The organism is Pseudomonas sp. 2hn (assembly GCF_019646095.1).
GTDB lineage: Bacteria > Pseudomonadota > Gammaproteobacteria > Pseudomonadales > Pseudomonadaceae > Aquipseudomonas > Aquipseudomonas peradeniyensis.
The window spans coordinates 4,465,414-4,479,582 of record NZ_CP081016.1 but is presented as its reverse complement, the minus strand read 5'-3'; the positions used below and the strand labels follow the sequence as shown (position 1 = coordinate 4,479,582).

Genomic DNA, 14,169 nt, shown 5'->3' with positions numbered 1-14,169 from the left:
GGAGATCTCAATGAAAGCTTTCATCATCGATCGTTATGGCAAGGATGTCGTCGGGCGTATCGCCGAAATGCCCGTGCCCACCCTGGGGGATGACGACGTGCTGGTGCGGGTCCACGCCGCCGGGGTGAACGCCCTGGACGTGAAGCTGCGTAACGGCGAGTTCAAACGGGTGCTGCCGTACCGCCTGCCGCTGATCCTGGGCAACGACCTGGCCGGTACCGTGCTGCGCGTGGGGGCCCGTGTCACCCGCTTCAAGCCCGGCGACGAGGTCTATGCACGGCCCGGGCAGGCACGTATCGGCAGTTTTGCCGAACAGATCGCCGTCACCCAGCAGGCGCTGGCGCGAAAGCCCGCCAACTTGAGCATGGAGCAGGCCGCCGCGCTGCCCTTGGTGGCCTTGACCGCTTGGCAGGTATTGGTGGAAACCGCCCAGCTCAAGCCGGGGCAGAAGGTGCTGATTCATGCGGGCTCCGGTGGCGTGGGCAGCATCGCGATCCAGTTGGCCAAGCACTTGGGGGCGTTCGTCGCCACGACCACCGGCACGGGCAATGTCGAATGGGTGAAGGCCTTGGGCGCGGATGTGGTCATCGATTACAAGCGCCAGGATTTCACCCGGGAATTGCGCGACTACGATGTGGTGCTCAGCGGGTTGGAGGCAGGCACCTTGGAGCGCTCGGTGCAGATTCTCAAACCGGGTGGCCAGCTGATTTCCATTTCCGGGCCGCCCACGCCTGAGTTCGCGGCCGAGCAAGGGATGGCTTGGCCATTACGTCAGGTGCTTCGCCTGCTCAGCCGCCGCATCCGCAAGCGTTGTGAGGCCTTGGGCGTGCGCTATCGGTTCGTGTTCATGCGCGCCGATGGTCGACAGTTGGAGGCCATCACCCGGCTGGTGGAGGAGGGGATCCTGACGCCGGTGCTCGACCAAGTGTTCGCCTTCGAGGCTACCGCACAGGCGTTGGCGGCGGTGGCAGGTGGGCGGAGCAAGGGCAAGGTGGTGGTGCGGGTGGCTTGAGCTGCGCGTCCAGCCCTCGGGAGGGGTGTTTATTCAAAGCCCCTCGCCAAGATACAGGCGGTGTACTTCACCGATTCGCTTACTGGCTGAGGTTGGCACCCCAGCGTCCTGGGCAAACTGCGGCCATTGTGCGACGGCTTCGCAGACTTCCTTGATGATCCGCCGTGCGTCCATGCCACGCACTTGGCTGGCAACGCTTAACAGATCGTCGAGGGTGAAGTCGTCGCGTTTGCCGTTCACGGTCATCTGGTGGGTATCGACCCAGAAGCTGCCAGGCAGGTAGGAATAGGACACGTCATACGCCGGCGTCAGGTACCAGGTGCCGTCGGTGTCCATCATGAAGGCCGTGTTCTTGGTGTGGTCGTCCTGGTTGCGTGCCACCAGGTTGAAGACCATCCGGCGGTAGAACTGTTCGGCGCCGTCGCGGGAAATCCGCAGTGCGCGCATCACCGCGAAGGCCTCGGCATAGGAGTATTGGCCAGGCTTGCGGAAGTCGGCGTGGTCGAGTGCGCACAAGGTCGCCACGTGGATCTTTTCACCTTCGGTCGTGCGGTCGAAGCGCCGGGTCATGAAATGAGCGCGTCCCCCTTCCTCCAGCAATCGGCACTCGGTCATGGTGATGCCGGCCGCCTTGGCCATCAGGTGGTAGGCGTACTCGATGCGCCCGTAGCCTTGCGAGTCCGCCAGTACGGTCGAGTCCTTGGCCACATCGAACTTGAGCAACCAGTACTCGAAGCCCGGCGGCGCGGTGACCTGGCCCGAACGGATCTCGCCTTCGGCATTCATGGCGATCACCGCCTTGGCCCGGGCACCGCCCGCGCTGGTACCGATCTGGATGAGGTGCTGCAGGGCGCTGTCGTCCAGCGACGGGTCCTTGGCATCCAGGCGCTCGGCGATCGATTCGCGTTCGGACAACACCTCGCTGGCCAGGCGCACCAGGGCATCGATATGGATGCTCTCCCCCTTGTCCCGCTCGGTGGCCATCGCCGGACGATATTCCAGGGCGCCCATGCCGCGCTTGCCCTGGTACAGCAGGCGTTCGACCGGGGTAAACGTTGCCTTGTCACGCCCCTGCTGGGCCAGCCAGGCATCGATCAGCGCGTTGCCGAAATCATCGGGTAGGGAGTCGGCGAGGATCGAGGGCAGGCCCTTGAAGGTTTCGCGGTCCAGCCCCTGGAACACATAGGTGTAGTCCTGGCGCAAGGGCATATGGAGCGGCGAGATCTCAAGGCCGGTCCTGACGAACTCGGGGGTGTATTCGAACTCTCCGATCTGGGTCTGCGTGTTCCAGTTGAGCGCGCCTACATACACATCCCAGAGATAGATCCGTGCAATCACCAGCTGTCATCCTTGTCGGGTTTCGGGCCACCAATGAGCGTGGGCTTGCCGATAGGCGTCCTGATTCCGTGTTCAGGCGCCGGCGGTGTAGCCCGTGTGACGGTCGCCCGCATTCGCTGTTTGCCCTGCATTTTTGCCAGTTGCACGGGGCTGGTCCTGACGTCCTCGATGAGGGAGGCGAGACGATTAAGCTCTCCCAGCACCCTCAGCACGGCAATCACGTTCACCAGGGTGCCTTTGCCTGCCGTGAGCTTGCGGTAGGTCTCCCGGGAAATCCCGGCTTCATGGGCGACGATGTCCTGGCCAATATTACGCTTCAGGCGGATAGCCTCAATGCGTTGGCCGATCTCGTTGGCGATAGCGTCGTCAGTCATTGATATGGCTTTCATAACGCCTGGGATCCTATGCTTAAAACGCCGTTATTGACCTGCATGCCTAGGATTCTAGGCTTTGTATAGTGCACTTGAAAGGAAAATCAGCTACTCGATAAAGACTAGTTTTCTAGGCGTTGAGCGTGCATTTTAGTTTTTTTGCCAAGAATTCTAGGCGTTGTCTGATCCTGGTTTCCGCAGCGGATTTCAGCGATTGCTTTACCACATTTCGTTTCGCGCAGAACGGGCTACCGCATCGAACGTCCTGAAGTGACCAAACCTGCCAGCACCTTCTCCAGTTTCACCACCGCCGCCCTCATCTCAGCGGGCGTCAGTGCCGCAAACCCCATCAGCAAGCCGGCATCGTTCCTCGGCATTGCGTACAAGCTGCCCAGCCCCAACAGATCGATCCCCACCCCGCGTGCTGCCCTGACCACGGCGTCTTCAGACAGGCCCTGCACGAAATGGCAGGGCATCTGCAGCCCGCCGGCGGGCACCTGCGGCACGAGGAACGCCCCCAGGTGCCTGCGCAGCAGATCCGCCAGCACATCCCGGCGCTCGGCGTAGAGCGCGCGCATGGCCCGCACATGGGCGTTGAAGTGCCCGCCTTCCATGAACCGGGCCAGGGTCAGCTGGGCGATGGAGGCGTTATGCCCGTCCTGCAATGTACGGGCGGCGGTCATCGGTGCGACGAGCTGGGGTGGCAGCAGCAGGTAGCCGATGCGCAGCCCGGCGAACAGCGATTTGGTGAAGGTGCCGATGTACAGCGTGCGCTCGTGCGAGTCCAGGCCCTGCACGCAGGCGGTGGGGCGGCCGGCGTAGTGGAACTCGCTGTCGTAGTCGTCCTCGATGATCCAGGCGCGTTGCTGCCGGGCCCATTCGATCGCCAGCAGGCGCCGGTCCAGTGCCAGGGTCGCGCCGGTCGGGTATTGGTGCGAAGGGGTGAGGAACACCGCCCGGGCATCCGGCGCCAGCGGGGCCATGGCGTCCACCTGCAGGCCGTGCGCGTCCACCGGGACCGGCACGCATGCCAGGCCGGCGGCGGTGACGGCCTTGCGGGTGCCCTGGTACAGCGGGTCCTCGACCAGCACCTGGTCGCCGGCGTCCATGAGCACCTGGGCGCACAGGCCAAGGGCCTGCTGCGAGCTGGTGAGGATCAGGATGCGTTCGGCGGATGCCTGGGCCCCGCGCTCGAGGTTGAGGTAGTCGGCGATTGCCCTGCGCAAGGGGGCCATGCCCTGCGGCTCGCTGTGCTCCAGCGCCCGTGTACCGTATTCCTTGTACACCTGCCGCTCCAGCTTCTCCCAGATGGCCAGGGGGAAGTGCCGGGTTTCGGCCACGCCCGGGGCGAAGGGGCGGGGCGACTGGAAGTTGTGGACGCCACCGCTAAGCAACACCGCTTCACCTCGGCGGCTCAACTGCACGGGGGCTTCGGTGTGTGCCGGACGCTGGCGCTTGCGCGACGGCAGGCAGCGGGCCCGTTGCGACACGAAGCTGCCGCTGCCCACGCGCCGCTCGATAAAGCCCTCGGCGTGCAACTGGCTGTAGGCCGACTCCACGGTATCCCGCGAGACGCCCAGGGACTGGGCCAGCGGGCGAGAGGCGGGCAGCGCCTTGCCCACCGGCAGTGCGCCGTCGAGGATCAACTGACGGATCGCCCGCTGGATGCGCACATGCAAGGCCAGCGCGGCGTGTGCGGGGTCGTTGATCCAGGCTTTCACCGATTCCAGCTGCGCGTGTTTGAACATTGGCCTGATTCCCTGGCTGATGGACCTGATTAATGGCTGCCAATGCCGGGGCCGCTTCACGCCCCTTTCGCGGCACAAGGCCGCTCCTACAAGGGACCGCGCCCCCTGTAGGAGCGGCCTTGCGCCGCGAAAGGGCTGCAAAGCAGCCCCGGCAATCCCGAGCCTTACGCCCTTCCAGAACCCTAAAATGGTCTGGATATTCACGACTAATTGGCAGGTAAAAACCAACCATTTATCCGCTATAAAACCCCAGCCCGCAAGCAACCACCAAGGAAGGCAAGCGCTACGGGCAGGCCGGCCCCCTCACTCATCCACACTGCTTTGCCCAAAAAGGGGTTCCACCAATGACCACCACCCAACCACCCGTCTTCATCCGCGAAGTGAAGCAAACCGACCTTCAGCCCTGGCACGACTACTGGTCGCAATACCAGGCCTTCTACCAGGTAGACCTGGGCCCAGCCATCACCGAGCGCACCTGGGCCCGCTTCTTCGACCCGACCGAACCCATGCACTGCGCCGTGGCCACCGACGGCGAACAGCTCTTCGGCTTCGTCCACTATGTGTTCCACCGCTCGACCTGGGGGCGCAACGACTTCTGCTACCTGGAAGACCTGTACGTGTGCCCGAGCGCCCGGGGGCGGATGATCGGCAAGCAACTGATCGAGTACGTTCAGGACCAGGCCCGGCAGCAGCAGTGCGACCGGCTGTACTGGCATACCCAGGAGACCAACCGGACTGCGCAGCGGTTGTATGACTGGATTGCCGAGAAGCCGGGGGTGATTGAGTATCGGATGCCGTTGGATGTTGCTCACTAAGGCCATTGTGCTAAGTCCATTGTGAGCGGATAAGGGCGTGGGAGCGGGCTTGCCCCGCGATCGGGACGGCAAGGTTGTCGTAGTTGCCTGTACTGACGGGCAGACACCGGCGAAACCGGTGCCATCCCCTGCACGGCTCTTTCAGCAATACGTACAGCTCGTTTCAGCCCTTTCCTCGGGCTGAGGCGGGCGTTGACTGCCCACACGCTCCATCCACAATCTTGCGCATCCACCGAGGCATCCTGCAGCGCATCAATCTCTCTGCCTCTCCGGTATCGAGCCTGGATAGAATCGTCTGAACCATCGCGCCCGTCAGTTCGCGTCTGCCGATATAGAAAAGCTCACACAGCGCCAAGCCGGCCTGACTACCCGCACATTGCAACTTATCCGCTGATACATGCCGCAAGTGGACGACCGCATCACCCACCCGTAGATCACGACTGGAGCCACTGGTGTAGTACATCGGCCGCACCTGAACCTGCGTGCTGAGCCTGAACCATCGAACTGCTTCGGCCCCATGCACTTGGATGATCTCGCCACGTGCCTTGGCCATTGCCATCATCACGGTGACAGGCCCCGGTCGCACCTTGCCCACATAGGGGCTGCTCTTTGGGCGCATGTACACACCTCGCGCCACCCGCTCCAAGGCGCTCGCCCGGACAAGGCGGGCCAGGGCCTTGTCCACGGCGGAGCGTGATCCGAACTTCGTGAAGTGTTGAACAGAGAACGGCTTGCCTCGGGCCAGATAACGAATGTAGCTGGCAATCGCCTGCGCTACCGACACGCTTGCCTTCTCATCGACCTGGTTGAAGCCTCAAGCTGGTCAATCCCCCACCCCATGCAACCGCAACGCCCGCTGCGCACATTCCTTCCAGCTCAACTTGCGCCGCTCGGGCACCACCACGGGCAACTCCGCCGCCATCACCACCGGCATATCCCGCATCCGTACCCAAGGCTCACTCTGCCAATACAACAGACTCGCCGTATGCCCACCCGGCCAGCACATCCTGCACAGGCGCGGCAGGTCTTCCAGCGCCGAGTCCTGCCCATCGCGCAGCACCGCCACCACCTCATGGGTCAGCCAGTGGCGCAGGTGGCGGTTTTCCGGAATGTGATGATGGGCCAGCAGGGTATAGGCCCCGGACTCGCTGACCATGGTGGTCTCGCTGTACTGGCCGTAGCGCAGCAACTGCACGGTGCGATGCTGGTCCGGGTCGAGCTTGCGGATGCAGTGCTCGTCGAAGAAGCGCCCGGTCATCCGGCCGAGTTCGTGGGCGCAGAACCAGGCTTGGGATTCGAGCCAGAGGGTGTGGAGGGGGCGGTTGTGGCGGGTGAAGAGGGTGGAGCTGTAGTGAGTCATAGTAGGCTATCCAGATCAAGGAGAGCCGTTTCTAACGGGAACGGGATTCCGCTACGTGAGCGTTTCTTAGGCGCGATTGGAAGGGTAGACTAGTTTATGGTTATATCAAATATATAAATTTGTTTCGGCAAGCTGAGTGGCTTCAGCTTGCCGAGAGAGTTAAATCAACTCACCTTGAACACATATTTGGTCTTGATTTTGAATTGCACGTATTTCATCAATGACTAGGTTGGTGAAGGACTCAGTGTGTATTTGGTCACGATCAAGTCCATCTGGAGTAAGCCGATCTATCAGTTCTCTTGCTTTACTTAAATTGAGGGTAAATGAGGTGTCATCCCAGAGGTTTTCTATGAAACGTTCGGTTGTGCGCAACGCCGCTTTAGAGTTAAGGACTGTGCCGATGTGTCCGACCATGAACGTTCTTATGGCCATAAGTAGCAAGTATCGTGCGGGTTTATACTTTGAGTCAATTATTTGGTTGCGAAATGCGTAGTCTAGTTTGTAGTGCGTGTACGCACTTGCGTAGTACGCCTCTAAGATATGGTTTTTCTCGAAAATATCTTTGCCGATAGAAGAGATCAGTGTTGCATAACCTCTCTGGGTTCTGTGAGGTTTCTCTAGGTAGATAGAAGAAAATGCTCGAATTAAAGTTGTTTTGTTTATTATTCTTACTTTTTCGATGTTGTCGACATGATTGTATTGTCTTGTTCTGCGCTCATAGAAAAGTTTTTTCTTGCCATCATATGAGCTGAATAAGACTTCGAGTTTCTTCTGGAAGTCAGATACCGCAAGGAGTTCTTCCTCAGTGACTTGAGTCTGTCTGTTAGTAGCTTTGGTGATCGCAGCGCTAATTTCATCATTTGTAGTAGATATTAGGCGCAAGGGAACAAAGGTTTTTTCGGTGATCTTTGTTTTGAATAGATGAAGTACATGGCTGGTCTGGCAGCCGTTAACTATTTGATAATCTTCGATGTTAAATTTGTCGCCGGTCCGTTGAAGATATTTTGCAATCACGGTGACGCCATTGTTGAGAATTGCGAAGCGCGCATTTGGCTCGTTGTTCTCTAGGGTTCGTCCGATTTCTTCGTTGACGGTGTTAAGGTCCTGCCAGTCGCGGACATTGTCGTTAAAAACGGATTTTATTATTCCGCCATTTTCATCTTCAATAAGTTTTAGGAACTCGAATGCGGGTAGAGCGCCGATGTAAGCTTCTGTGACACCTGGCATCTCTGGCATGGTTGCATATTTTTCAAATAGTATTTCGCGCTTGATGGTGTTTTTGGTGCTGTTGTACATCGCGTGCAAGTTATCGGAGTCAATGCATTCAATTTCGACTTTCCTGAACATGCCTAGCATTTCAATGGAAGACTTTATTTTTTGTCTTCTCAGTTCGAAGGCTTTCTCTTTAAGATATTTTCCGGTCGTTGCGTAGTATAGGAAGCACTGAGGCTTTCCTCGTTTGAAACTAGAGCTTAGGTTGAATATTTTTTCAACTATAAGCGAAGGCCTCGTAATGGCTGTACTATTCTCCTGGTACTCGGAGTCCTCAAAAAAATCTTTGGCGCAATCACCGAAGTGACCAAGTTTTTTTAAGTCAAAGCTCTGGGAGGTTTCAGATTGTATAAGTATGAACGAAGCGTCTACATAGCCGTTGATTTGACGGAGCTCTTCAACTTCTTCGTATGAACTGACTATTGAGCCGTTGACGATTATTGCTATCGCATCTATACCTATTTCGCCGTTGCCACCAACAACAATATCTTGTGTGTCTATCCCTTCGTCGTAGTGCTGTGCAACCAGAATGTAGCTGCAGAAGTGTTCAAATGCTTTGCTTTGATCTAGTTTGGTCAAAGAATTTAACTCGGTGAATTCTTTGAGTAAAGCCTTGGTGATCCTATCCACTATTCATCCCTTTTTGTTCGAGTAACCACTCAATCTTACTAATTTTTCATTGTAGTGGCTATTTAATACTAAAAAGGGCTGCCAATTGGCAGCCCTTTAATTTGAGAGGGATCAATCCCAGCTCAACGCCCCACCAGTCTGATACTCAATCACCCGAGTCTCAAAGAAGTTCTTCTCCTTCTTCAAGTCCATGATCTCACTCATCCAAGGGAACGGGTTAGTCGTCCCCGGATACTCTTCCTTCAGACCAATCTGAGTCAGTCGACGGTTGGCAATGAACTTGAGGTAGTCCTCCATCATCGCCGCGTTCATGCCCAGCACGCCGCGTGGCATGGTGTCACGGGCGTATTCGATCTCCAGCTGGGTACCCTGCAGAATCATCTGGGTAGCCTCTTCCTTCATCGCGGCATCCCACAGGTGCGGGTTCTCGATCTTGATCTGGTTGATCACGTCGATGCCGAAGTTCAGGTGCATGGACTCGTCGCGCAGGATGTACTGGAACTGCTCGGCGACGCCGGTCATCTTGTTGCGGCGGCCCATGGACAGGATCTGGGTGAAGCCGCAGTAGAAGAAGATGCCTTCCAGTACGCAGTAGTAGGCGATCAGGTTGCGCAGCAGCTCTTTGTCGGTCTCGACGGTGCCGGTGTTGAACTCCGGGTCCGAGATGGCGCGGGTGTACTTCAGGCCCCAGGCGGCTTTTTTCGCGACCGATGGGATCTCGTGGTACATGTTGAAGATCTCGCCTTCATCCATGCCCAGCGACTCGATGCAGTACTGGTAGGCGTGGGTGTGGATCGCCTCTTCGAAGGCCTGGCGCAGGATGTACTGGCGGCACTCGGGGTTGGTGATCAGGCGGTACACGGCCAGGGCCAGGTTGTTGGCCACCAGGGAGTCGGCGGTGGAGAAGAAGCCGAGGTTGCGCATGACGATGCGGCGCTCGTCTTCGGTCAGGCCGTCCATGCTCTTCCACAGGGCGATGTCGGCGGTCATGTTGACCTCTTGCGGCATCCAGTGGTTGGCGCAGCCGTCGAGGTACTTCTGCCAGGCCCAGTCGTACTTGAACGGGACCAGCTGGTTGAGGTCGGCGCGGCAGTTGATCATGCGCTTTTCATCGACCGCGACGCGGGCCGAGGAGCCTTCCAGCTCGGCCAGGCCTTCGGCGATGTCCAGGGCGTCCAGCGCAGCCTTGGCGCGCTTGACGGCGTCGGAGTCGGCGGCGGTGGCGGCGCGAGCTTCCAGGGCGGCGGCACCGCCGGCGCTGTCGAGCTTGTCGAGGGTGGTGGCGGCTGCGGCCTGCGCGGGGGTGTTGCCTTTGGCGGCGACTTCACCGTCTTCTTTGTCGAATTCGTCCCAGCTCAGCATGGTCCTGGCTCCTGCTAGAGGGTTGCGCGGGGCAACCGGTTGGATTTTGAAGTGATGCCTGTACGGCGCGACGCCAACGGGCGCTGCGGCAAGCAGTGAGAGCGGGCTCTCGTCACGTTTGAAGGTGTTCGGGTCGGCGCCTGGCCTGCACTCGGGCGAGGGGGCAGGGCACCTGGAAGCTGTACGGCAACGATAAAACCTGCGGTGTGGCCCCGGGGGGCTTGCTTCACGCAGTCGATCATTGGCTCATCCCTTTTTGGGGCCGCGAAGTATACCGGAAATCACTTTGGATCGGGGCGGCGCAGGGGGCGCAGGGCGGTAAATTTTCGACCTGCATTACGTGCTTCCGTTCACTGGATACCGGTGGTTCGTCACGGGGTAAGAGTCTAGCCCTAAATGGGATTAGATCCTATATGTAGTAGGATTTTTTTTGTTTGGCGCTACATATGGTGTTTTGATCTTGGTCAGGGCCTAGGGGGTGTATTGCCTGTAGGGGCCCTGTCGCGGGGCAAGCCCGCTCCCACGTGCCGTTCCCACGCACCGCTCCCGCAGGGGGATGTCGGGGCGCAAAAAAATGCCGCCTCAGCCACCCGTGAGGGCGATTGAGGCGGCATGTTCAGCTCAGCGCTGCGAAGGCCTTATTGGCAGGCTTCGCAATCCGGCTCGTCGATGGCGCAGGCCTTCGGTACCGGGGCAGGGCCCGCGGCCTGGACCGGGGCGCTGTCGCCGCCGCTCGACACGGCGTTGAGCTTGCCGGTGTTGATGGTCGACTTCTCGGTGCTGGTCGCGGCCAGGGCACGGAGGTAGTAGGTGGTCTTCAGACCACGGTACCAGGCCATGCGGTAGGTCACGTCCAGCTTCTTGCCCGAAGCGCCGGCGATGTACAGGTTCAGCGACTGGGCCTGGTCGATCCACTTCTGGCGACGGGAGGCGGCGTCGACGATCCACTTGGTCTCGACTTCGAACGCGGTGGCGTACAGGTCCTTCAGCTCTTGCGGGATACGCTCGATCTGCTGCACGGAACCATCGTAGTACTTCAGGTCGTTGATCATGACCGAGTCCCACAGGCCACGGGCCTTGAGGTCGCGGACCAGGTACGGGTTGATCACGGTGAATTCGCCCGACAGGTTCGATTTCACGTACAGGTTCTGGTAGGTCGGCTCGATGGACTGCGACACGCCGGTGATGTTGGCGATGGTCGCGGTCGGCGCGATGGCCATGATGTTCGAGTTACGAATACCTTTCTTGACGCGCTCGCGCACCGGTGCCCAGTCCAGGCTCTCGGTCAGGTCGACGTCGATGTACTTCTGGCCACGGGCCTCGATCAGGATCTGCTGGCTGTCCAGCGGCAGGATGCCCTTGGACCACAGCGAACCCTGGAAGGTCTCGTAGGCGCCGCGCTCGTCGGCCAGGTCGCAGGAAGCCTGGATCGCGTAGTAGCTGACCGCTTCCATCGACTTGTCGGCGAACTCGACGGCAGCGTCCGAGCCGTACGGGATGTGCTGCAGGTACAGCGCGTCCTGGAAGCCCATGATGCCCAGGCCGACCGGACGGTGCTTGAAGTTCGAGTTACGCGCTTGCGGCACCGAGTAGTAGTTGATGTCGATCACGTTGTCGAGCATGCGCACGGCGGTGTTCACGGTGCGTTGCAGCTTGGCGGTGTCCAGCTTGCCATCGACGATGTGGTTCGGCAGGTTGATCGAGCCCAGGTTGCAGACCGCGATCTCGTCCTTGTTGGTGTTCAGGGTGATCTCGGTGCACAGGTTCGAGCTGTGGACCACGCCCACGTGCTGCTGGGGCGAGCGCAGGTTGCACGGGTCCTTGAAGGTCAGCCATGGGTGGCCGGTCTCGAACAGCATCGACAGCATCTTGCGCCACAGGTCTTTGGCCTGGATGGTCTTGAACACCTTGATCTTGTTGTACTCGGTCAGGGCTTCGTAGTACTCGTAGCGCTCTTCGAAGGCCTTGCCGGTCAGGTCGTGCAGATCAGGCACTTCCGACGGCGAGAACAGGGTCCACTTGCCGTCATCGAAGACGCGCTTCATGAACAGGTCAGGGATCCAGTTGGCGGTGTTCATGTCGTGGGTACGACGACGGTCATCACCGGTGTTCTTGCGCAGCTCGATGAATTCTTCGATGTCGAGGTGCCAGGTTTCCAGGTAGGCACACACGGCGCCCTTGCGCTTGCCACCCTGGTTCACGGCGACGGCGGTGTCGTTGACCACTTTCAGGAACGGCACGACGCCTTGCGACTTGCCGTTGGTGCCCTTGATGTACGAGCCCAGGGCACGCACCGGGGTCCAGTCGTTGCCCAGGCCACCGGCGAATTTCGACAGCATGGCGTTGTCGTGGATCGCGTGGTAGATGCCCGACAGGTCGTCCGGCACGGTGGTCAGGTAGCAGCTGGACAGCTGCGGACGCAAGGTGCCGGCGTTGAACAGGGTCGGGGTCGAGGCCATGTAGTCGAAGGACGACAACAGGTTGTAGAACTCGATCGCACGGGCTTCCTTGTCTTTCTCTTCCAGCGCCAGGCCCATGGCCACACGCATGAAGAACACCTGCGGCAGCTCGAAGCGCACGCCATCCTTGTGGATGAAGTAGCGGTCGTACAGGGTCTGCAGGCCCAGGTAGGTGAACTGCTGGTCGCGCTCGTGGTTGATCGCCTTGCCCATGCGCTCCAGGTCGTAGCCTTTCAGCGCCGGGTCGAGCAGTTCGAACTCGACGCCTTTCTCGACGTAGGCCGGCAGGGCCTTGGCGTACAGGTCGGCCATCTCGTGGTGGGTGGCGCTGTCGGCCACGCCCAGGAAGCCCAGGCCTTCGGCGCGCAGGGTGTCCATCAGCAGGCGGGCGGTGACGAACGAGTAGTTCGGCTCGCGCTCGACCAGGGTACGGGCGGTCATCACCAGGGCGGTGTTGACGTCCTTCAGGGCCACGCCGTCGTACAGGTTCTTCAGGGTGTCGCGCTGGATCAGGTCGCCATCGACTTCGGCCAGGCCTTCGCAGGCTTCGCTGATGATGGTGTTCAGGCGGGCCATGTCCAGGGGCGCGAGGCTGCCGTCGGCGAGGGTGATGCGGATGCTTGGGTGCGGCTCGACCACGGCGTCGGCGTTGTAGCGGGTAGCGCGCTCTTTTGCACGCTGGTCGCGGTAGATCACGTAGTCGCGGGCGACTTTCTGCTCGCCGGCGCGCATCAGGGCCAGTTCGACCTGGTCCTGGATTTCTTCGATGTGGATGGTGCCACCCGATGGCATGCGACGCTTGAACGTGGCGGTGACCTGCTCGGTCAGGCGCGCGACGGTGTCGTGGATGCGCGACGAGGCGGCGGCGGTGCCGCCTTCAACTGCGAGGAACGCCTTGGTGATGGCCACGGTGATCTTGTCGTCGGTGTAGGGGACGACAGTGCCGTTGCGCTTGATCACGCGCAGTTGGCCAGGCGCGGTGGCTGCCAGATCCTGATTGGAATCGGCGGCCTGCGGCGCTTTGCCCTGCGGGTTCTCGCGAGTTGTGTCGGTTTGCATGGGTGGGTGTCTCCACAGTTTCTAGTTTGTTCAGGCGCCTTGTTGGGGCGCCCACCGTTCCGTCCACTTGCTCGATGGCCCGGGCGGGGAGGCGTCATGCACGCGCATACGCCCGCTCGGGCTTACCGACTTCGGGACAGACTCAGGAATAAGGGGCAATAACCTGCCGCTCCCTGGCCGAAGTCAAAGGTTCTGGGCGTACCCAAAATCTGTTGCTGATGAGTGGCAAGGCATTGCCTGCAACACTCATACCCGAACAAGGCCGTCTGCGGCTTGCCTCGGTCGCCCTCCGCAGGAGCGGTTTGGCTGTTGAAATCACGTTAAGTTCAGTCGGTAAATTCGCTTGAATTTGCCTGGCGACTTGTGTTTGTGATTTTGCGCGAAACCCAACATCTAGTGGTTCGCTGCGATAGGGATACAAGATAATGCGGTCTCGGGGGCTTTGCAAGGTGAGCGCCTGTGGATAACTTGTGGGTACTTTGTGAGTGATCCGTGGGTATTCGCTGTAGCCCTTGTCCCAAGAGGTTTGCACTATTTTTTGTCTGTGCTACGCCGTCGCGCAGATTTTTTCGGGCGCGCACCCTATCACAAAAAACGGTTCAGTCGTGGGGCGTTCTGGGTGGTTGGCAGGGGTGGGGGCGGCACGTAGTATCCGGGGCTGATGTTGCGCTTTGGTGAAGGTGGAATTTCGCTGGAATCAAAGGGTTGTACCGGCCTCATCGCGGGGCAAGCCCGCTCCCACG

General features: G+C 59.7%; 10 protein-coding genes. 2 read left to right on the top strand and 8 right to left on the bottom strand.

Annotated features, from left to right (window positions below; genetic code table 11):
* Positions 1 to 10: 10 nt before the first annotated feature.
* Positions 11 to 1,012 carry an NADP-dependent oxidoreductase gene (locus tag K2O50_RS20270; protein WP_050704259.1) on the top strand — a complete coding sequence of 334 codons (1,002 nt, stop codon included), beginning with the start codon at positions 11 to 13 and terminating at the stop codon, positions 1,010 to 1,012.
* Between the two features lie 33 nt (positions 1,013 to 1,045).
* Here K2O50_RS20270 and K2O50_RS20265 read toward each other — a convergent pair whose 3' ends face one another.
* From K2O50_RS20265 to K2O50_RS20255, 3 genes are all read right to left on the bottom strand, one after another.
* On the bottom strand, positions 1,046 to 2,350 hold the full coding sequence (locus K2O50_RS20265) for a type II toxin-antitoxin system HipA family toxin (protein WP_156329583.1): 1,305 nt from the start codon (positions 2,348 to 2,350) through the stop codon (positions 1,046 to 1,048).
* Complete coding sequence (locus tag K2O50_RS20260; protein WP_177330826.1) at positions 2,347 to 2,724, bottom strand: helix-turn-helix domain-containing protein; 378 nt, start codon at positions 2,722 to 2,724, stop codon at positions 2,347 to 2,349. Before K2O50_RS20260 ends, K2O50_RS20265 begins: the two co-directional genes overlap by 4 nt.
* Before the next feature lie 245 nt (positions 2,725 to 2,969).
* Positions 2,970 to 4,469 (bottom strand): PLP-dependent aminotransferase family protein, encoded by a 1,500-nt coding sequence (locus K2O50_RS20255; RefSeq protein WP_050704261.1) that lies wholly within the window; start codon positions 4,467 to 4,469, stop codon positions 2,970 to 2,972.
* 344 nt (positions 4,470 to 4,813) lie between these two features.
* Between K2O50_RS20255 and K2O50_RS20250 the strand changes: the two genes are divergently transcribed.
* On the top strand, positions 4,814 to 5,284 hold the full coding sequence (locus tag K2O50_RS20250; RefSeq protein WP_050704262.1) for a GNAT family N-acetyltransferase: 471 nt from the start codon (positions 4,814 to 4,816) through the stop codon (positions 5,282 to 5,284).
* A 163-nt stretch (positions 5,285 to 5,447) separates the two neighbouring features.
* Here the strand turns inward: K2O50_RS20250 and K2O50_RS20245 are convergent, their stop codons facing one another.
* The 5 genes from K2O50_RS20245 to K2O50_RS20225 form a co-directional block, all read right to left on the bottom strand.
* Positions 5,448 to 6,068 (bottom strand): DUF6088 family protein, encoded by a 621-nt coding sequence (locus K2O50_RS20245; RefSeq protein ID WP_050704263.1) that lies wholly within the window; start codon positions 6,066 to 6,068, stop codon positions 5,448 to 5,450.
* Between the two features lie 39 nt (positions 6,069 to 6,107).
* Positions 6,108 to 6,644 carry a Bro-N domain-containing protein gene (locus K2O50_RS20240; RefSeq protein ID WP_050704264.1) on the bottom strand — a complete coding sequence of 179 codons (537 nt, stop codon included), beginning with the start codon at positions 6,642 to 6,644 and terminating at the stop codon, positions 6,108 to 6,110.
* A 159-nt stretch (positions 6,645 to 6,803) separates the two neighbouring features.
* Positions 6,804 to 8,546 (bottom strand): AIPR family protein, encoded by a 1,743-nt coding sequence (locus K2O50_RS20235; protein WP_050704265.1) that lies wholly within the window; start codon positions 8,544 to 8,546, stop codon positions 6,804 to 6,806.
* 111 nt (positions 8,547 to 8,657) lie between these two features.
* Positions 8,658 to 9,908: a ribonucleotide-diphosphate reductase subunit beta gene (locus K2O50_RS20230; RefSeq protein WP_050704266.1), complete on the bottom strand. Its 1,251-nt coding sequence runs from the start codon at positions 9,906 to 9,908 to the stop codon at positions 8,658 to 8,660.
* A 638-nt stretch (positions 9,909 to 10,546) separates the two neighbouring features.
* Positions 10,547 to 13,426, bottom strand: coding sequence for a ribonucleoside-diphosphate reductase subunit alpha (locus K2O50_RS20225; protein ID WP_050704267.1), 2,880 nt, complete (start codon positions 13,424 to 13,426; stop codon positions 10,547 to 10,549).
* Positions 13,427 to 14,169 lie beyond the last annotated feature (743 nt).

Bases quoted from the DNA above. Each gene is read 5' to 3' on its own strand.
- K2O50_RS20230 (WP_050704266.1), bottom strand. From the start codon at position 9,908: ATGCTGAGCTGGGACGAATTCGACAAAGAAGACGGTGAAGTCGCCGCC.
- K2O50_RS20260 (WP_177330826.1), bottom strand. From the start codon at position 2,724: ATGACTGACGACGCTATCGCCAACGAGATCGGCCAACGCATTGAGGCT.
- K2O50_RS20270 (WP_050704259.1), top strand. From the start codon at position 11: ATGAAAGCTTTCATCATCGATCGTTATGGCAAGGATGTCGTCGGGCGT.
- K2O50_RS20255 (WP_050704261.1), bottom strand. From the start codon at position 4,469: ATGTTCAAACACGCGCAGCTGGAATCGGTGAAAGCCTGGATCAACGAC.
- K2O50_RS20250 (WP_050704262.1), top strand. From the start codon at position 4,814: ATGACCACCACCCAACCACCCGTCTTCATCCGCGAAGTGAAGCAAACC.
- K2O50_RS20225 (WP_050704267.1), bottom strand. From the start codon at position 13,426: ATGCAAACCGACACAACTCGCGAGAACCCGCAGGGCAAAGCGCCGCAG.
- K2O50_RS20240 (WP_050704264.1), bottom strand. From the start codon at position 6,644: ATGACTCACTACAGCTCCACCCTCTTCACCCGCCACAACCGCCCCCTC.